The sequence below is a fragment of the Mesorhizobium sp. BHbdii genome (assembly GCF_053848045.1).
The window spans coordinates 1,366,737-1,385,508 of record NZ_JBSPKX010000001.1 but is presented as its reverse complement, the minus strand read 5'-3'; the positions used below and the strand labels follow the sequence as shown (position 1 = coordinate 1,385,508).

Below are 18,772 nucleotides of genomic sequence, written 5' to 3'. Positions count from 1 at the left end.
CAGTGGGACCGGAGCCCGCACTCGCGCGAAACCCGCTTGCAAGACCGCTGGCCGGCCTCTTGCCGTTGGGGGCAAATGATCTTGATTTGACAAGAGGGTCGCTGCAGTTTCCGTTCCGCGACATGCAGGAAATCAGCTCCATCTCAGCTACCGGCCCAGGCACCGGCCCAAGCACCGGCCCAAACACAAGCCAAGACACCGGCGCCGAAATTGGCGTAACGCCGGTCGAGCCGCTCGAACAGGCGCGCCCGACAGGCCGAGGATGGGCCGCGGCGATCATCGTCTCCTGCCTGGCACACGCGACGGTCGCGGCGGTTTTTCTGATTACGCCTGCCGGAACATTTGACTTCCAGGATGCCACTCAGTCGGAGGGCAGCGATCAGTCGGGCGCCAACGTGGTCGGCAGCGCGCTGGATCGGGAAGCGCCGGCAATGAAGGTCACATTGGTGCCGAACCCGCAGCCGACCAAACCAGCGGCGGCAAAGGCCGAAAAACCGGTGCCGCCAACAAAGCCTCCTCAGCCCACCACGGAAGCAACGAAGCAGCCCCTTGAGCCTCTGCCGGAAGCTGTCAAACAGTCGGCAGCCATGCCAGACATATTGGTGTCTGGGGCGGCCGATGACCAGAGCCTGGTCCCGAAGACGCCAGCACAGCCGACTGTTCAGACAGAAAGCACCGAGGCGCCTGCTGCGTTTGCCGGGCAGCCGCCGATCCCCAGCGCCAGACCAAGTCCCCCTTCAAGAGCAAGCGAAGCTGATGAGAAGCGTGGCACGGCAGATGGCCAGGACCGCTCTGCTCAGGCGGCGAGTAAGGGCAAGATACAAAATGAAGCAGGCATCGCAGCGGAATCCAGCTACCGCAGCGACGTCATAAGAAAGCTCAGCCGCGTCAATCGCGGCGTCCCGCCGTCGGTGCAAGCAACCGCCCGCAACAATGCTGTAGTCACATTCGTCATTGGCAATCGTGGCGGCATCAATGAACTGCGCATCCTGCAAAGCTCCGGATCGTCAGACTTCGATCAGGTCGTGCTAGGCATCGTGCGGAAGGCAGCCCCCTTCCCTCCCATCCCGACAAAAGTCGGCAACAATCTGGTGTTTACAGGCGAGATCGGTCCGTTTTGAGAATCTTCGCCTCGTCGTTTCCAGCTTCCGCCACAGTTCGCCAATCTCGAAAGGAACCACCAATGTACATCGCCATGAACCGCTTCAAGATACAAAACGGCTCTGAGGACGCTTTTGAGGACGTCTGGAAAAACCGTGATTCGAGCCTTTCGGAGATAAAAGGTTTCAAGGAATTTCATCTGCTGCGCGGTCCGGTCAACGAGGCCGAAGGCTACACGCTGTTTGCCTCGCACACCGTGTGGGCGAGCCATGAGGATTTCGTCGCCTGGACCAAATCCGAGAATTTCCGCGCCGCGCACCGCAACGCCGGCTCCAGCAAGGTGCACTATCTCGGTCATCCGCAGTTCGAGGGCTTTTCGGTCGTCGAGGGCGCGTGAGGTGACCTTGCCTAACAGATAGAAGCAGCCGCCTTAAGCCGCGGCCAGCAGGCTGGCATTGCCACCAGCAGCCGTAGTGTCGACGCAGACGGCGCGCTCATGCGCATAGGCCGCCGGGTTGAGCACTTCGCTGACCAGCGGCACGATCGGGCCGGCGCGGTCGGCGATCACCTTGCGCACGATGCGCGCGGCCTCCGGCGTGCCGGAAAAGGCGACGAGGTCGACACGCAGCGCGCGTGCCTCGACCGGATCGGGCCGGCCGTCGATGGCCGCCAGCGGCAGGCCCTTGCCGGTCAGTGACAACAGGGCCGCCGGCGCATCGGGCGCGACGGCCAGCACCGCATTGCCGGCCGCCAGCGCCTGGATGGTCTGGGCAAGCAGCGTGTCGGCATCCGGTCCGAGGCAGAGCACGCGGCCGCGCGGCGACAGCGACAGCGTGTTGGCCTCGCCGGTCGGGCCGGGCAAATCGACCTGGCCGAAATCGATGCCGGCGGCGGCACCGATGGCCGCCGCACCTTTGCCGCGCAAATGTTTCCTCAGCACCGCAATGCGGTCCGCCCGCGTCGACCAGCCGCCCAGCGTCGGGTCGGGCAGATTGTCGGCGAGTTCGGTCGCCGTCACCTTGCGGCCGTCAAGAATAGGCGTGCCCGCCTCCGGCCCCCTGCGGAACCGCCTGAGATAGTGCGGTCCGCCGGCCTTCGGCCCGGTGCCGGAAAGCCCTTCGCCGCCGAACGGCTGCGAGCCGACCACGGCGCCGATCTGGTTGCGGTTGACATAGATGTTGCCGGCATGGATGCCGTCGACGAAATGCTGGGCGCGGCCTTCGATGCGGGTGTGCAGGCCGAAAGTCAGGCCATAACCCTTGCGGTTGATCGCGGCGATGACCCCGTCGATATCGTCGGCGTCGAAAGTGGCGACGTGCAGCACCGGTCCGAACACCTCGCGCTCGATGTCCTCGATGCCCTTGACCCGAAAGACATGCGGCGCGACGAAGCGGCCATCCTTCGGCGCTTCGAGCTTGGCGATCAGCCGGCCCTGCAGGCCCATGTCAGTGCAATAGTCGCGGATCGATTTTTGTGCCTCCTCGTCGATGACCGGGCCGACATCGGTCGAAATCCGCCAGGGATCGCCGAGGCTGAGCGTTTCCATCGCGCCCTTCAGCATCTCCAGCATCTTCTTCTCGACGTCCTTCTGCACATAGAGCACGCGCAGCGCCGAGCAGCGCTGGCCGGCACTCTGGAAGGCCGAAGCAAGGATGTCGCGTACTGCTTGTTCGGGAAGCGCGGTGGAATCGACGATCATGGCATTCAACCCGCCAGTCTCGGCGATCAGCATGGCGTGGGGCGCGGCGGTCTCGGCCAACTGCTTTTCGATCAGCTTGGCGACCTCGGTCGAGCCGGTGAAGCAGACGCCGGCAATGCGCGGATCGGCGGTCAGTGGGCCGCCGACCGAGCGGCCATCGCCGGGCAGAAGCTGGATGACGTCTTCCGGCACGCCGGCTTCGCGCAGCAATTCGACGGCGCGGAAGGCGATCAGCGGCGTCTGCTCGGCCGGCTTGGCGATGACCGAATTGCCGGTGACGAGAGCTGCCGCAATCTGACCGGTGAAGATGGCGAGCGGAAAATTCCATGGCGAGATACACGCGATCACGCCGCGCGCCTCGGTTCCAGGTTCGGCATTGGCCGCCTCGGTTGCGTAATAGCGCAGGAAATCGACCGCCTCGCGCACTTCGGCGACGCCGTCGGCCAGTGATTTGCCGGCCTCGCGGGCGGCGAGCGCGAAGAATTCGACGGCATTGGCCTCATAGAGGTCGGCGGCGCGGTTGAGGATGGTGGCGCGCTCGGCGACGGCGCGCCTCGCCCATGCCGGCTGCGCCTCCACCGCGATGCGCACGGCGGTCGTGACCTGCTTGGCGGTGGCCTCGCTGACCGTGCCGACCACTTCGTCCGGCTTTGCCGGATTGACCACCGGACGCTGCTTGCCGTAGCCGGCGGCCCGGGTGATCGGCTTGGCGTGCCAGCGGTCCGGCCCGGCAAACTCGGCCTTCGCCTTGTCGATCGCGGCCAGCGTCACCGGATCGGTGATGTCGAACCCCTTTGAATTGCGGCGGCCAGCACCGAAGATGGCCGACGGGCTGGGGATCGCCGGATTGGTGGCCGGACCCTGTTTCTCGACGGTTTCGAGTGGGTCTCGAGCGATATCCTCCGGCTCGACCTCCTCATCGGTGAGCTGGTGGACGAAGGAGGAGTTTGCGCCATTTTCGAGCAGCCGGCGGACCAGATAGGCAAGCAGGTCGGAATGCGCGCCGACCGGCGCATAGATGCGGCAGCGCGTACCCTCGGCCCGCCGCACCGTCTCATGTAACGCCTCGCCCATGCCGTGCAGGCGCTGGAACTCGAATGAGTCACGATCCCCAGCCATCGACAGGATGGCGGCGACGGTGTGGGCGTTGTGGGTGGCGAATTGCGGATAGATGCGGTCGGTCATCGACAGCAGCTTTTTCGCGCAGGCGAGGTAGGACACGTCGGTGTTGGCCTTGCGGGTGAAGACCGGATATCCGTCGAGCCCGAGCGTCTGCGCCCGCTTGATCTCGGTGTCCCAATAGGCGCCCTTGACCAGCCGCACCATGATGGTGCGGTCGTACTTCTTCGCCAGCGCATAGAGCCAATCGATGACGAAGGCGGCGCGCGGACCATAGGCCTGGACGACGACGCCAAAACCATTCCAGCCGGCAAGCTCCGGCTCGGCCAGCACCCGCTCGATGATTTCGAGCGACAGGTCGAGGCGGTCGGCCTCCTCGGCGTCGATGTTGAGGCCCATGCGCGAATGGCGCGCCGCCAGCGCCAGCGACAAAAGCCGCTCGGCCATCACAGGCAGCATCTTTTCCTTTTGCGTCACTTCATAGCGCGGGTGCAGCGCCGAGAGCTTGACCGAGATGCCGTGGTTCTGGCGGATGTCGGGACCATTGGCGCCGGCATCGAGCGAGGAGATGGCGTCGGCATAGGCCTTGAGATAGCGCAACGCGTCCGCCTCGGTGCGAGCCGCTTCGCCCAGCATATCGAAGGAATAGAAATAGCCTTTCTGGGTCATCGGCCGGCCGCGCTTGACGGCCTCGGCAATCGTGCGGCCGAGCACGAACTGCTCGCCCATCTCGCGCATGGCGGCGGCGACCGCCTTGCGGATGACCGGCTCGCCCAGCCGGCGCACCATGGCGCGCAGCGTGCCTTCGATGCCGCCCTCGCCCTCGTCGAGCACCCGGCCGGTCAGCATCAGCGCCCAGGTTGACGCATTGACGAAGATCGAGCTCGAGCCCCCTGAATGCGCTGACCAGTCGTGCGGCGCGATCTTGTCGGCGATGAGGTCGTCCATCGTTTCGGTGTCGGGCACCCGCAGCAGCGCTTCGGCCAGGCACATCAGCGCGACGCCCTCCTTGGTGGAAAGGCCATAAGCGGACAGAAAGACTTCCATCAGCCGCGGATCGGACGAGCCGCGCACCGCCCGCACCAGGTCGGCGGCGCGGGCCGAGATTGCCTTCCGCTCTTTCGTCGAAAGCCCTGTCGCCTCGGCCAGCCGCTTCACGGCCTCGTCTTCATCGGGCAAGTAATTGGCACGGATCTGCTGGCGGATGGCATCGAGCGCTGGCATGACGGTCCTATAGAGCAAGCGTCAGGGAGCGGTCCGGCGGTCACCGGACCGAATGGCGCAAGCTAACACAAAGCTTGGTTTCGATCGGTCCAAAGAAATCGACAGGAGAGGCCGATTGGATTATCGTGTGGCCTGATTTTCTCCAATTTGACCACAAATTCGATGATAGAAGACCAATTAGACCGCATCGACAGGAACATCCTGTCGGCGCTGGGCAGCAATGGCCGGCTTTCCATGTCGGAACTCGCGGCCAAGGTCGGCCTGTCGAAGACGCCGGTGCAGGCACGGGTCAAGCGGCTGGAGAAGGACGGCATCATCCGCGGCTACCAGGCGATCATCGACCGTGAGCGCATGGGCGAAGGCCACGTCGCCTTCGTTCAGGTGAAATTGTCCGACACCCGCTCGGCCGCGCTCGACGCCTTCAACCGCGCCGTGCAGGCGGTGCCGGAGATCGAGCAATGCCACATGATGGCGTCGAGCTTCGATTACCTCCTGAAAGTCCGCACCACCGACATCGCCACCTATCGCCGCGTGCTCGGCGAGCGCATCTCCGCCCTGCCCCACGTCGCCCAGACTTCGACCTTCGTGGCGATGGAGACGGTCAAGGATCGGTAGTAGAGCGCTGCTGCGGTGAACGTCGGCGGGACAGCGCCCCCTTTGTCCTGCCGGACATCTCCCAGAACGACGGCTTCGGCGACAGCGCCCTTTTCTTCAATGTTGAAAATTGGCGAAAGCCGAGGGGACAGCCAATCTCCCCCTCGTGGGGGACGTCCGGCAGGACAGAGGGGGCGCGAAAGATCGCTACCGAGCGGCCTTTATTCCGAGTCCTTCACTCCGCCAATGTCTTCAAAAACGCCACCAGCGCGGCGCGCTCGCGGTCCGAAAGCTGCAGCGGATGGATCTCGGATATGCCCTCGACACTCGCCGGCGCCGTCGAATAATGCGCCACCACTTCTTCGAGCGAGGAGAACTGCCCGGCATGCATGTAGGGCGGACGGGTGGCGGCACCGCGCAGCGACGGCGTCTTGTAGGCGCGGGCGAGTTCCGGTCCGGCCTTGACCATGAAGCGCAGCTCGCCGCAGGCGCTGGCGTCGCCATCGCGAAACGCGCCGAAACAGTTGAACGGGTCGGCCTCGACCTGCGCCACCGCATCTATGCGGCCGCGATCCGCAGGCAGATTTGCAACCGGCGGCACGCCGGTGTTGTGAAAGCTGCCGTCGGTGAAACGCGGCCCGGTGTGGCACGTCAGGCAATTGGCCTTGCCGATGAACAGCTTTAGCCCGAGGATTTCCTCGGGCGAAAAAGCATCGTCGCCTTGCGGCAACTGTATACCGGTAGCCAGGGCGGCAGCGAACCGGTCGAAGCGCGTCTGCGGCGGCGCGATCGACCGCTCGAAGGCGGCGATCGCCTTGCCGATATTGGCGAAGACGCGATTGACGCCCTCGGCTTGCGCTTCGGTCATCGTGCTCCACGCCGCCTTCTCGGCATCGCTGCCGACCGGGCTGGCATTGGCCGGCACAGTCGAAAGGTCGGGCAGCGGCCCGAAGATGCGCTCATAGCGCTCGCCGAATCGCGCCTTGATATAATGCGCGTAGGCGGCGCGATTGCCGGCCTGCTCCAGCGGATTCTCCAGCGGCGCCAGCGCCTGCGCCCAAAGGCTGTCGCGCCGCCCGTCCCAGAAGAAGAATGGATCATGCGCGACGCCGGCCAGCGGCATGGTGCGGCGGTTGGTGCGGCCGACGCCGACCGCTTGCGGCAGGTCGTCCTGGAATTGCCGGTCGATCTTGTGGCAGGTCGAGCAGGAAACCTTGCCGTCGCCGCTCATCCCGACGTCGAAAAACAGCGTCGCGCCGAGGGCGGCGGCGGCCGGCACGTCGGCGAAGCGGTTGGTGGTGTCGGTTTTCGGCGGCGGTAGCGCCGACAGCGCCAGTGAGGCGATGGTCTTCTTTTCGGCATCGGAAAACTCCGGCTTGCCGCAGCCGGCAAGCACGCCCATCGCCAGCAGCGCGAAAAGACGCGAAAAGCGGTTCATCTTGCTCCAGCGCTCAGAGCAACACATTGAAGACCACCGTATCGGATCCCGCCGCCGCGGAAATGGCGAAATGCAATTGCCACAATCCGCTCATCGTGAATTTCACCCCATCGATGCGATAGCAGCCGTCGCCCAGATAGTCGGTCGCCTGCGGGCTGGTCGGCAGACCGTGCCTGTGCCGCGGCATGCCCCCGGAAATCGTGATCCCGGCGCCCTCCACCGGGGTTCCCGCACCTGTCTTCAGGGTCAGCAGCCAGGATTGCAGCTCGCCTTGCCTGATGACACCCCGCTCCGGCTCGAAACTGGCCACAAACAGCCCGTTCGTCGTCTTCTTCGAGCGGGCGACTTCGGAGCTCGCAAGCCGAGGCGCTTGCGGCGCGGTCAGATAGACGGCAGCGAGAATGCCGGCCAGCAAGGCAGCCAGGCCAAGACCTGCCAGAACATAACGCCATAACGATGCCAAACCGTTTCCTCTTCCGGAGATAACGTCTCGCTGGGCAGATTGCGTCCCGCCTTCCGCGTGAGAAAACGCCGTTGGCGCAAAAATCCGCCATGGCCAAGCATGGCGCTGCCGCTCGCAAAAAGCTACAGCACCGGGTCTTGGTTTTGTGCATGTCGTTATCCCAAAACCGCTGCGCAAGGTTTTGTGCGACATGCACCAGGAGAGAGATTCATGACAGGAAACGGCGTCGCCTCGATCGGTGAATGCATGCTCGAACTTTCAGGCCAGGCGGGGCCGAACTGGCGCATGGGTTTTGCCGGCGACACGTTCAATACGCTGTGGGCGCTGCATGCGCTGAGCGGCGATCGGCCGGCGACCTATGTGTCGGCCTTCGGCGACGACCCGTTCTCGCGCGACCAGATCGGTTTCTTCGCGCAAAACGGCATCGGCGTCGGCGCCAGCCCGATCATATCAGGCGCCCGGCCCGGCCTCTATGCGATCACGCTGACCGGAGCCGAACGCTCCTTCACCTACTGGCGCGGCGATGCGGCTGCAAGGCAGCTTGCCTCCGACCCGGCTGCTTTGGCGAAAAGCCTTGAAAATCAGGCGCTTGTTTACTTTTCCGGAATCACTTTGGCAATTCTGGATGGCGCTGCGCGCAAGACATTGCTGGCAGCGGTGGCCAAGGCACGCGCCGCCGGCTCGCTTGTCGCCTTCGATCCCAACTACCGGCCGCGGTTATGGCGCCAGCGCGAGGAAGCGCAGGCCGCGATCCTCGATGCGCTCACAGTCACCGACCTAGCGCTACCGACCTTTCCCGACGAGCAGATGCTGTTCGGCGACGCGGCGCCGCAAGCAACCGCGGAACGGCTGCGAAAGCTGGTCGGCGAAGTCGTCGTCAAGAACGGCGAGGAGCCGGCGCTGATCGCCGCAAACGGAACCCTGCAACCCGTTCCGGCCGTGCATGTCGCCGCCCCCGTCGACACGACCGGCGCTGGCGATTCCTTCAATGGCGCCTATCTCGCCGCCCGGCTCGCCGGGCACGCTCCGACTGAGGCCGTGCTGCGCGCGCATCGCGTCGCCGCGGCCGTCGTGCAGGTGCGCGGCGCGCTGGCGCCATTCGAAACGTTAAGGGCGGCGTTCGAAGATTAGGATCAAACGCAATCAGACTGGCTGCCGCCAACGGCTGACAAGCTTGCAGCCCAAGGCGGTCGCTAGTGGTGAAACCTGACGGTTGGTACCGGTCGTGAAAGACCGCTCCGGATTGCATTTCCGTTCACGTTCGCAATTAGAACGAGCAACCAGCGCCAGTTCCGGTCGTTTGCGGTTATGGCAAACAAGGTCACATGTACATCCGCAAGCAAACTTTCGGCCTTTGCCGCATTTGGGAGCTCACTTGACGACCGAAAACTCGAACTGTTCCCAGCGGTAAACGGCCTTGTATTCGTCGTCGCGCCCCGGCGTCCTGAACACATTGCGATAAATTGCTCCACAGCTTGTCAGCTCTCCGGGAAAGGCATCGCACAGGAAATTGCCTTGCACCCACGAGGTTCCTGTTCGGGTCCTCAGGCCAATGGTTTCGCTGACGGCGCCGTCGACGGAGGTCGTGCGCTGCATCGGCAGGAACTCGCCAAACGCCAATTTTCCGCGCGTTTCGTGGCCGAACATGAGAGACCTTATTTCCGCGCCTGTGAGCCGGTCCTTCGGATTCATGCCTGCCTTTGCCAATGCCGGCAGCTCGGGCACGCCTGCCTTGGTCAGGCCGGCCAAAAGGCGTTCGATATCGGCCGTATTCTTGAAAACCATGAAGTCCTGGGTGATCAGTTGGCTTGGTTCCCACAGTAGCCTTTGCGTAACAACCTTCCTAAACCTTTCCAAGGCAGCCGCGGTCTGGTCGGTGCGCCCAAGATGCCCATAGGCAGAAACAAGGACTTGCAGAGCATAGAATTTCGCCCGTGGGTCGGGCGATTCAGGATCCATCTTCTCGATGGAGTGAACCGCGTCCTCGAATTTCCCTTGGCCGAACTCGGCTAGTCCGGCCTGGTAGTGCCGGTAGTCCATCCACGAGATCGGGTCGACGCGCGCGGCCGCCTCGAGATAGCTCAGTGCTTCCTTCGGCCTGCCGTTGAAATTCAGGGCATTGGCTAGCGAGAGATAATTCCAGGTATCGCTGGGATCTAGCGCCACCGACTTCAGCAGAACGGTGACTGCTTCGTCCGAGTTGTGTTCGCGGACCATCAACTCGGCGACTAGCTGATAGTAGCCGGGCGAAGGATGTCGGGCGGCGAGCTTGAGGGTTTCGTGGACTTTGTCATAGGCCTCGGCTCGCGTAAGCCCCATCACCACGGCCCGGGTGATGTCCGCGTCCCAATAAGCCCAAGCGAGTTGGGCATGAGCCGCGCCGAAATCGGGGTCGAGTTGCACCGCGTGCTGGAAATGCTTCACAGCCTGCGCAAACTCCTCGGGGGTGTTGATACGGTTATAAATGTCCATCCCTTTGAGATAGACATCATAGGCCTCGGGACTGTTTGTGCCTCCCGAGCGGGCGGCCGGCGCAACGCTCACCAGGCGGAGTCGGAGCGCGCCTGCGATGCTGCCGACGACCTTGTCCTGCAGCGCGAACACGTCCGCCCACCTGCCGTCGAAGCGCTCCGCCCAGAGATGTCCGGACGTCGAGCTGTCGATCAGATGCGCATTGATGCGCATGTTGTCGCCGATGCGGCGAATCGAGCCTTTCAGCAGGTACCGGACGCCCAATGCCGCCGCAATCTCCTCCGGCTTCGGGTCCTTATCCTTGTAGGCGAAGGCCGCGCTGTGGGAGACGACGAAAAGACCCGGCACACGCGCCAGTTCAGTCGTCAGGTCCTCTGTGAAGCCGTTGGCGAGATATTCTTGTTCCTTGTCATCGTTGAGGTTGTCGAAGGGCAGGACGACTAGCGAGGGCCGGGTGTCGGCTGCCTCGCTGCCTGCCGGGACGGCAGGCTGTGCAGGCCTCTCCCACGGCTGCCACCATGCTGCTGCAAGGCCGAGAGCCAGGACGAAAACACCCGCCGCGACCGGAAAACGCCAGGCGCGTGGCTGGCGGCGAGCATGGAGGATCTTGCCCGCTGCCGCGGAATCAAGCAATACGCGATACGCCTGAACCGGTTCGGCGATGTTTTTGACCCTCTGTTCGCCCATTGGCTCAAAGGCGAACGCCAGCTTCCTATCGACCTCCTTGGCCACTTTTCCCGAGATGCAGATGCCGCCCGGTTCCGCCAACTGCTGAAGTCTGGCCGCGATGTTGACCCCATCGCCATACCGGTCGTCGCCGTCGACGATCACCTCGCCGAGGTTGATGCCGATCCGCACCAGGATCTGTTCCACTGCGGGAAGCGAGGCGTTGCGCTCGGACAGGCCCCGCTGCAACGACACTGCACATTCGACGGCATCGACGACACTGCCGAATTCGGCCAGCATCCCATCGCCCATCAGCTTGAAGATATGGCCGTGGTGGCGGGCAATTTCGGGCTCGAACAGTTCCTTGCGTCCGGCACGTAGTCGCTCAAACGTACCGGCCTCGTCGCGCTCCATCAGAGTCGAATAGCCCACTACATCTGCGGCTAGCATCGCGGCAAGCTTGCGGTCCATTGGTGGCCTGGCCCCGGCGGATCATAGTATTGGTTGTCCCGATAAGAAACTGACCTCACCAGTACTCAGCAAATCCCTACCTTCCGCGCGTTCATTGATGGCTGATGCGGCGACGGTTAACCAATATCGTATTCTACCACATTCGAGACATTAGAGCTTGCCTGCCGGAATGGCTCGCTTGGGTCAATATCGTTGGTTCCGATGAACGTCGGCTTTGGAGGCGCCACATAGCTCTGGGAACGACCAGTTGGGGTTACAACTTCCCGTTCGGACTCTCCGACGGAAGGATAGAAAGGGGTCGGGAGGCTGTATTCGTCTCGGGTCCCAAGCGTTGGATTTTGACCGCTATCCGCGCTTTTCGATGACGCCGTACAGGACGTTTCGGTTCTCGCCAAAGAACACCTGCGCCTCGACGGTGTTGCGGTCGACGCTGGCGTTGATGATGTTCCACATATCGGCCTCCGACCGCAGCAGCAACACCCAGTTCATGAACGTCTCCCGGTAGCCGGCGTCAGGGTTGCCCTCTGCGTAGTTCGCGAAGAGGAATGTCCCGTTCGGCTTCAACATCTGCAGGCAGGTTTTCGTGAGCTTCACGGCGACGTTGTGCGCAAGATAGTCGTAAAGGCCAGAGGCGTAGATGAGGTCGAACTTGCCAAGCTTGTGGCCCCGCGTGAGCATGGTTCGTACCGAACCGTCGATGGCCTCTACCGCGGTGCCCTGGAAGTCGCGCGTGATCAATCCAACGCTCTGAGGATCCTGATCGAGCGCAACCCAGCGCTTGAGATGGCCCTCCCGTAAAGCGGTCGAGCGATTGGCCTCCCTTAAATGGCCGGCCGCGATCGCCAGGACCTCGGCCTCCGGTCCATTCTTGGTCGCAATCTCATCGACATATCGGGTTAAAAGATCGCGCCGTTCCCGTGCCGCGATGCACGACGGTACATCCTTGGTATGGCTATAGAGCGCCTTGCCGATTTCCGAGGCGTTTGCCACGCTCTCGGCCACGTGCGGATCACAATAGATATAGTCGAGCAACTGCGCGTCGCCAGAATAACCTCTGGGCTTGTCATAGGACCACCGCGTGAGCGGATCCTCAAGAAAGTACTCCAGGACCGGGTGGTTCTGCACCACGGGTATCAATGCTTGCCAAACGTCTGGATGAACCTTGGAACGGGTTGCTTCGAGGTGCGCCATCAGACGACGAATGATCTCCGCGGGATCCTTTCGTTGCTCGATTTGCTGGTGTGTCGTGTGGAGAATGAGCGCAAGCTCTACGCGAGCAGTTTCGAACGCTTCGCTATGAGGCTCGAGCTTTCCTGGAGGGAGACTGGCGGCGATCATCTCGGCAGTAATCAGACTTTTGCCATCAAGGATGGTTGCCACCACATAACCCCATAGTTACAACTAGCTAGATATTAGTTAGATATTGCGTAAAATTTTACCTTTGCCAAGCCAACATCCCCGGCATTTTAGCGGTGTCGTTAATTTCCCGCCAACCATGCTGGTTCTTTGGACGCCTTGCGGGTGGGATTCCGGATACGAGTTAACGAAAACCTATTTGCGCGACTGCATAATTGTTTGCGAGGCGCCGCAATCGCTGTCGCGCCTGAGGAGTCGGCCGGCGTTGGGGGCAGAAGCTAGAAATGAGTTCGGAATACAAAGTCCCGTTCAGATGGGGTTTGTGGTGACGAACGAATGCGCGTCATCTGCATTGGCCGATATAGCCCATGCGGAACCGTTCGAACCGCGCTACGAGCCGCGGTCCGACGAGCTCCGCAACCTCTACCGAGAGGAAGGCCAAGCGAAGCGAAGAATGGACGCCAGGCCAGGGCTTTGGATCGCCGTTGCCATCTATCTGCTGTTTTCGGCAACGGATCTGCTGCTGATTCCGGATGTGGCACTCTATACGATCATGGCACGCTTCGCGGTCGGAGTGACTGCACTCCTGATCTTGGAGGCACAACTTCGCCGGGGCGTCGGAACGGAATGGATTGACGTCACTTGCGCCGGAGCCATCATCTTTGGCTATGTTGGCTGGCTGTGCCCAGCGGTCATGGGTGCAGACAAGGAAAGCGTCTCTTATTACATGGTGTTCGGCACCATCTTCATGATTAGCGCCAATCTCTTCTTCACGTTTAAGTTCAGCCTGTCTATTGTAACGTCTGCAATAATTTTAGTAATACTGTATGTCGTAAACTACTTTGTGCCTTCCACATTAACGTACAAAATGGTATTTGGAACTTTTTACATTTCATGCTTCACATTTACGTCCTACGTTAACTGGAAGCTGAACGAGGAGCGCTACAACGTCTTCCTGAATGCCCTCGAAGCCAAAATCCAGCACAAGGAAGCCACCGAGCGCGGACAGGCGCTGTTGAATCTGTCGAGAACCGATCCGCTTACGGGTCTGGAGAATCGGCGGGCGATTGACGAGAAGCTGCGGGACTACTGGAGCGACTGGCAAAGGTCTGGCAGCAGTTTTGTGGCGATCCTCATCGACGTGGACTTCTTCAAAAGGTTCAATGACTACTACGGACATCAAGAAGGCGACCGCTGCCTGATTCTCGTCGCCAATGCCCTTGCCGAAATGATTAAGCAGCACAATGGCTCAATCGGCCGCTACGGCGGTGAGGAATTCATTGTTCTGGCTCGCATGGAGAAAAGAGAACAGGTCGCAGATATCGCCGAAGCCATTCGAAGCACGGTGGAGAACCTCGCGCTTCCCCACGAGCAGCGCAGAGACGGTATCTCGGTTGTGACGGTGAGCGTTGGCGCTGCATTCACCAGGCCGCAGACTGGCGCCAAGCTGGAAAAAATCATCCATGAGGCCGATCGCGCACTCTATCTGGCAAAAGCAGGCGGTCGAAATTGTACCTGGCTCTTCGATCCAAACGATCCCCAGAGCAGCGACGAGAGCGAGAATATTGCGGCTTTGCTGAAGATCGCGATCGGCCAGGATCTCGTTTCACTCGTCTATCAGCCTATCCAGAATGTCACGTCCGGCCGAGTTGAAGCCGTCGAGGCTCTGATGCGCCTCAAAATGCTGGACGGTACATCGGTTCCGCCGAGCTTGTTCATTCCCGTCGCGGAACGAACTGGCGCGGTCCTGGCGCTTGGGCGCTGGGCAATAAGGACAGTGTGCACTGAGCTTCTGGCGGACGGTCACGTCCGTGTCGTCAGCGTCAACGTCTCTCCGATTCAGCTCAAGACGCCTGGCTTCGCAACGTCTGTTGCGGCCATTTTGAGCGAGACTGGCGTAGCCGGCAGCAGGCTGGCCCTCGAAATCACCGAAGGGCTGGAGATGGAGATGCACTCCGACGTTCTCCGCTGCATCAGCGACCTGAAACTGCTAGGGATCAGGATATGGCTCGATGACTTCGGGACGGGCTTCGCCGGCCTCTCATGGCTTCGTCTAATCGATTTCGATACGGTGAAGATCGACCGCTCGTTTCTACATGACTGCGGCACCCCGAGGGGCAAGGCGATGCTGCAAGACATTATTGCCCTGGTCCGAAATCGCGGTCATAAAATCCTGCTCGAAGGGGTCGAAACCGACGAGCAGATGGCCCTCGTACGCGAATTTGACATAGATAAAATCCAAGGGTTTCACGTCGGCCGTCCCGCTCCCGCCGCGAGTTTCCGGACGAGACCGGTCACCTACAAACGCCCATTTTCGGTCGTCAAGTCCGCATGAATGGCGGCGGAGCGATCTGCGCTCCTGCAAGCCGTCGCCCCGCGCTCCCTCTGCAATAGTCCAGCGGCTTTGTCTTAGCCGACCGACAGTCGCCGCCGTCGATCTCCACTGGACCAGGCCGGGCTCATTGCTTCGTGCTCGCCTCCCGGAACGCCGCCTCTCCGGCGTCCGACACCTCGGCCCACTTCTTGTCGGCCGCTGGATCCGCGGCGTAGCTGTCATGCCAGTTCCACCACTTGTAGGTCGGGGTCTGGGGATAGCCCTCGGGCGAGTCCTCCCAGACCTCCTGCCGGCCAAGCGGGGTGATGTCGAGATAATTCCAGGTGCTCCCCATCTGCTCGTCGCCGCGGTTGTTGATGAAGTAGGTGCGGAACACGCGATCGCCGTCGCGGATGAACACGTTGTGGCCGTGCCACTCGTCCACGCCGAAGTCGGCGTCGAAGCTGTCGGTGAGCGTGTACCACGGCATCTCCCAGCCCATCCGCGCCTTCAGCCGCCCGATATCAGCCTGAGGCGCACGCGAGACGAAGACAAGGGTGGTGTCACGGGCGTTCAGGTGGGCGACGTGGGCGACCTGGTCGGCTACCAGGGAGCAGCCGCGGCAGGCGTGGTCGGGCCAGCCGAACACTCCCGGCTCGAAGAAGGCGCGGTAGACGATCAGCTGACGCCGTCCGTCGAACAGGTCGAGCAGGCTGGCCTTTCCGTCAGGCCCTTCAAACGCATACGTCTTCTCCACGGCCATCCACGGCATCCGCCGCCGCTCGGCGGCCAGCGCGTCACGGGCGCGGGTCTGGGCCTTTTCCTTCACAAACAGCCGCTCGCGGGCCGCCTCCCACGCCTCAGGCGACACCACTGGGGGTGTGCGCATGGCAGGCTGTCCGCTTTTCCGTCCGCTCTCGGCTGATGAAGTCATGGCTTGATACCTCCTGATTTGGGCGAATTCCCGCGCCTCATGGCTGAAGCGCGGTTCCATTCGCTGCTCATCGCTCGTTGGCGTGAGATAGTTTGGCACCGGAAAGCAAACAGTGGGAGTAACAAGTGTGGCGCTATTCCGATGGAAACGCTGATTGCGTTGAGGGCAGCGTTCGAAGATTGGGTCAAAACTCAATCAGGCTGGCTGCCGCCAATGGCCGAGAACTTGCCGCTTGAATCGGTCGGCGGAACGAGCACAGGGCGCCAATTGCCGACCTTGCCAGCGCTGCCGGGAAGGTCGTGTCTCGATCCCAAAGAACACGTTGGCCGACAGGCATGCCTGGCTGTGGGCTGGTCGACGAGGTGAGCGCTGTAGAATTCAGGTACGGGCCCTACTACCTAGGCTTGTGACAAAGTTGATCGAGCACGTCTCGAAGCGCAGTGGCGGCTTGGTCACGCTCGTCAGCAGACATCAGCTCGGGCTCAGCTTCTAGCCTGAGATGCGGCAGTTCGGTTCGAACGGAGCGATGGGCAGCGACAAGATTGGCCTTCAGATCGATGACGCGATAGGTGGCGACCGGATACGCGATCCCCTTGACGTGAATGTGCCCCAGTTCATCGCAGTCGATTATGTCCTTCACTTGCGCAAACGTCTCATAAGAAATGAGCACGGTCCCTGGCTGCGCCTCCTGCTCGAGACGTGAGGCGAGATTCACAGCGCCGCCGATTATCGTGTAATCCATCCGGTCCTCGCTGCCGAAGTTGCCGACAGTGCAGTAGTCGGTGTGGATGCCGATGCGGCAGCGCAGCGGTGTTTCAATTCCAATGTCGCGCCAGATTTCGGCAAGTTCGCTCATCCGCTTCTGCATGGCGAGAGCCATCTGCACGCAGGCGAACGCGTCCTCCTTGACGCCGCGAGTCTCCGGATCGCCGAAAAACATCAGGATCGCGTCGCCGACATACTTGTCGATCGTCGCGCCGTGATCCGAAGCAATTTTCGACATTTCCGTCAGATAGTGATTGAGGAGCTGGGTGAGAACTTCGGACTCCATTTTGTCAGTGGTCTCGGTAAAGCCGGCGATATCCGAGAAGCATATCGTCAGCTTCTTCCGCTGGCTGGCGATCCTGACGTCCTGACGGCCAGTGAATATCGAGTTGTAGACCTGCGGCGCCAGGTACTTCGCCAGCTTGCTGGAAAGCGCCTCGAGAGCCGCGGATTTCTCGGCGAGGTTCTCCTCCCGTTGCTTCAGCTCGGTGATGTCCGAGTAGACCGCGACTGTGCCGCCGCCGGTGATCCGCCGCTCGCTAATCATAATCCATCGCCCGTCGCCTCGCCGCTGCAGCCACGGTTCGCCAGGGTTGCGGTGCCGGGAGAGGCGCTCGGCGACCCATTCCTCTAACCGTCCCTCAGCATCCCTGATATAGCCGCGCTCAGCGGATCGGCGAATGATGTACTCGAAGGCCGTGCCGGGCGTCAGTTCGATCGAAAGGTCGCTGTAGAGCAGTTCGCGGTAGCGGCTATTGCTAAGGGCGAGCCGGTCCTCCGCGTCGTAGAGAGCGAATCCCTCGGAGATGCTTTCGATGGCATCAATGAGCCGCTGACGCGCTTCGGCGACCTCGCGCAGGTTCTTCTCCTCCACCTCGACTGCGGTATCCCGGAAGAGCCTGAGCGCCTCGGCCATGCGGCCGATTTCGTCGTGGCCCGCAGCAGGCAATGGCGCACGAAGATCGCCGCCGGCGATCGCGAGCATGCTTTGGCTCAACCCTCCCAGCCGCGCGAGGAGGCTACGGTCGACATAGAGCCACACAAACAGAACGGAACTCAAGAGGCTGAGAACGGCGGAGCCAAGGACAACTCCGGTCCCGTAGCGCTGGACGACCGCGGCTTCGAGACCGGACGCCGCGATCTCGCGGTCTGCCGCGGCGACCAGGCGATCGACGGCAGCGGTAAGACTGCGCGACAGCTGATGGTTTTCGGCCAGAAGCTTTTCGCCCTGCGCAAGGACGGCGAACTCGTCCTGCCGCGTCTTCGGGATGCTGTTTCCACCGTCGATCAATGCCTTGAACTCGTTCACCCGCTGCTGGAAACGGGTTCGCAGCCTCTCGTCGATCTCGTTGGAAATCGTATCTAGAACGGCGAACGACCGGCGCAGCGGAAACATGATCAACGCCAGATCGCCTGGCGTAGGCGCGTCCGCCGTGTTGACCAGCGCGTCATTGACCGCCGAGATCTCCTGCTGCGCCTTCTGCTGCGGGATGTAGGCCGCGATCGCTTGAACCAGGTCGGCCGTCGCTTCCGTGCCTCGATCCGACGCAAGCGACGTGCCGGCTGTGACCGCCCGCCATTGCTGGAGTTTGGAATTCATCACGAGCATACCGGGCGCCACAAGGCGCTGGCTTGCATTTGTCGTAGCCGACAGGCGGCGTAACAGTTCCTCTTTGTGCGCCACCACGGACAGGCGGGCGGCGACAAGGTCATCGAGGACATTGAGATTGCGGCGCAGACCAAGCACCGCAGCCTCGATCTCAGCCACCACCGCCGTGCCAGGCTTGGCGCCTTTGAGAGCGGCAAGCAGTTCCTCTAGGCGCGTCATCTCGGCCGCGATCGCAGCCGACACCTCGTTGTGCTGAGCCTTGCTGGTCGAAGCAAGTACGGCGGGCGCAGTGGCGGCGACCCGCTCGGCCTGCCGCGACAGCTGGAGGGATGCGAGCGCCGATGGGTCCTTGGTGATGCGGTCGAGAACCTCCCCCACCTCGAGAAAGGCATAAAGAGCGGCAGCTGTCGCGAGCACCGCGAAGGTGCTGATACCGAAAAAAGCGAGCAACAGGCGGCCGCGTATGCCGAGACGCTTAAGCATCGCGGCGACGCGTTGATTCAGCTGGCGCGACCAATAAGATCTGCACAGATTGGCTCAATGCGAT

The 18,772-nt window shown here is 62.0% G+C and carries 12 protein-coding genes; 5 read left to right on the top strand and 7 right to left on the bottom strand.

Annotated features, from left to right (window positions below; translation table 11 throughout):
* The first annotated feature begins 2 nt into the window (after window positions 1-2).
* Together ACWTU8_RS06720 and ACWTU8_RS06715 are read left to right on the top strand one after the other, a co-directional pair.
* Window positions 3-1,121: a TonB family protein gene (locus ACWTU8_RS06720; protein WP_455847503.1), complete on the top strand. Its 1,119-nt coding sequence runs from the start codon at window positions 3-5 to the stop codon at window positions 1,119-1,121.
* 62 nt (window positions 1,122-1,183) lie between these two features.
* The gene (locus ACWTU8_RS06715) at window positions 1,184-1,498 is read left to right on the top strand and encodes an antibiotic biosynthesis monooxygenase family protein (protein ID WP_455847502.1); all 315 of its coding nucleotides are present in this window, start codon (window positions 1,184-1,186) and stop codon (window positions 1,496-1,498) included.
* Window positions 1,499-1,531: 33 nt separating this feature from the next.
* On the opposite strand, the gene putA is transcribed toward ACWTU8_RS06715, so the two are convergent.
* The gene (gene putA, locus ACWTU8_RS06710; protein WP_455847501.1) at window positions 1,532-5,143 is read right to left on the bottom strand and encodes a bifunctional proline dehydrogenase/L-glutamate gamma-semialdehyde dehydrogenase PutA; all 3,612 of its coding nucleotides are present in this window, start codon (window positions 5,141-5,143) and stop codon (window positions 1,532-1,534) included.
* Between the two features lie 162 nt (window positions 5,144-5,305).
* Between putA and ACWTU8_RS06705 the strand changes: the two genes are divergently transcribed.
* Entirely contained in the window at window positions 5,306-5,758 is a 453-nt protein-coding gene (locus tag ACWTU8_RS06705) for an Lrp/AsnC family transcriptional regulator (protein WP_455847500.1), read from the top strand.
* Between the two features lie 214 nt (window positions 5,759-5,972).
* On the opposite strand, the gene ACWTU8_RS06700 is transcribed toward ACWTU8_RS06705, so the two are convergent.
* The gene (locus tag ACWTU8_RS06700; protein ID WP_455847499.1) at window positions 5,973-7,175 is read right to left on the bottom strand and encodes a cytochrome-c peroxidase; all 1,203 of its coding nucleotides are present in this window, start codon (window positions 7,173-7,175) and stop codon (window positions 5,973-5,975) included.
* A gap of 13 nt (window positions 7,176-7,188) precedes the next feature.
* Complete coding sequence (locus ACWTU8_RS06695; RefSeq protein ID WP_029353363.1) at window positions 7,189-7,638, bottom strand: FixH family protein; 450 nt, start codon at window positions 7,636-7,638, stop codon at window positions 7,189-7,191.
* Between the two features lie 210 nt (window positions 7,639-7,848).
* On the opposite strand from ACWTU8_RS06695, the gene ACWTU8_RS06690 reads away from it, so the two are divergent.
* Window positions 7,849-8,769 carry a sugar kinase gene (locus tag ACWTU8_RS06690; RefSeq protein ID WP_455847498.1) on the top strand — a complete coding sequence of 307 codons (921 nt, stop codon included), beginning with the start codon at window positions 7,849-7,851 and terminating at the stop codon, window positions 8,767-8,769.
* A 240-nt stretch (window positions 8,770-9,009) separates the two neighbouring features.
* Here ACWTU8_RS06690 and ACWTU8_RS06685 read toward each other — a convergent pair whose 3' ends face one another.
* Both ACWTU8_RS06685 and ACWTU8_RS06680 read right to left on the bottom strand, forming a co-directional pair.
* Window positions 9,010-11,247 (bottom strand): adenylate/guanylate cyclase domain-containing protein, encoded by a 2,238-nt coding sequence (locus tag ACWTU8_RS06685; RefSeq protein ID WP_455847497.1) that lies wholly within the window; start codon window positions 11,245-11,247, stop codon window positions 9,010-9,012.
* A gap of 345 nt (window positions 11,248-11,592) precedes the next feature.
* Window positions 11,593-12,627 (bottom strand): class I SAM-dependent methyltransferase, encoded by a 1,035-nt coding sequence (locus ACWTU8_RS06680; RefSeq protein ID WP_455847496.1) that lies wholly within the window; start codon window positions 12,625-12,627, stop codon window positions 11,593-11,595.
* Window positions 12,628-12,916: 289 nt separating this feature from the next.
* Here ACWTU8_RS06680 and ACWTU8_RS06675 point away from each other — a divergent pair, with 289 nt between their 5' ends.
* Complete coding sequence (locus tag ACWTU8_RS06675; protein ID WP_455847495.1) at window positions 12,917-14,938, top strand: putative bifunctional diguanylate cyclase/phosphodiesterase; 2,022 nt, start codon at window positions 12,917-12,919, stop codon at window positions 14,936-14,938.
* 124 nt (window positions 14,939-15,062) lie between these two features.
* Here ACWTU8_RS06675 and ACWTU8_RS06670 read toward each other — a convergent pair whose 3' ends face one another.
* Together ACWTU8_RS06670 and ACWTU8_RS06665 are read right to left on the bottom strand one after the other, a co-directional pair.
* Entirely contained in the window at window positions 15,063-15,851 is a 789-nt protein-coding gene (locus ACWTU8_RS06670; RefSeq protein ID WP_455848401.1) for a DUF899 domain-containing protein, read from the bottom strand.
* A gap of 394 nt (window positions 15,852-16,245) precedes the next feature.
* A complete protein-coding gene (locus tag ACWTU8_RS06665; RefSeq protein WP_455847494.1) occupies window positions 16,246-18,708 on the bottom strand; it encodes an adenylate/guanylate cyclase domain-containing protein in 2,463 nt (820 codons plus the stop codon).
* Window positions 18,709-18,772 lie beyond the last annotated feature (64 nt).

Excerpts from the sequence above, each read along its gene's own strand:
- ACWTU8_RS06715 (WP_455847502.1), top strand. The coding sequence starts at position 1,184 with ATGTACATCGCCATGAACCGCTTCAAGATACAAAACGGCTCTGAGGAC.
- putA (WP_455847501.1), bottom strand. The coding sequence starts at position 5,143 with ATGCCAGCGCTCGATGCCATCCGCCAGCAGATCCGTGCCAATTACTTG.
- ACWTU8_RS06705 (WP_455847500.1), top strand. The coding sequence starts at position 5,306 with ATGATAGAAGACCAATTAGACCGCATCGACAGGAACATCCTGTCGGCG.
- ACWTU8_RS06700 (WP_455847499.1), bottom strand. The coding sequence starts at position 7,175 with ATGAACCGCTTTTCGCGTCTTTTCGCGCTGCTGGCGATGGGCGTGCTT.
- ACWTU8_RS06690 (WP_455847498.1), top strand. The coding sequence starts at position 7,849 with ATGACAGGAAACGGCGTCGCCTCGATCGGTGAATGCATGCTCGAACTT.
- ACWTU8_RS06685 (WP_455847497.1), bottom strand. The coding sequence starts at position 11,247 with ATGGACCGCAAGCTTGCCGCGATGCTAGCCGCAGATGTAGTGGGCTAT.
- ACWTU8_RS06675 (WP_455847495.1), top strand. The coding sequence starts at position 12,917 with ATGGGGTTTGTGGTGACGAACGAATGCGCGTCATCTGCATTGGCCGAT.
- ACWTU8_RS06670 (WP_455848401.1), bottom strand. The coding sequence starts at position 15,851 with ATGACTTCATCAGCCGAGAGCGGACGGAAAAGCGGACAGCCTGCCATG.
- ACWTU8_RS06665 (WP_455847494.1), bottom strand. The coding sequence starts at position 18,708 with ATGCTTAAGCGTCTCGGCATACGCGGCCGCCTGTTGCTCGCTTTTTTC.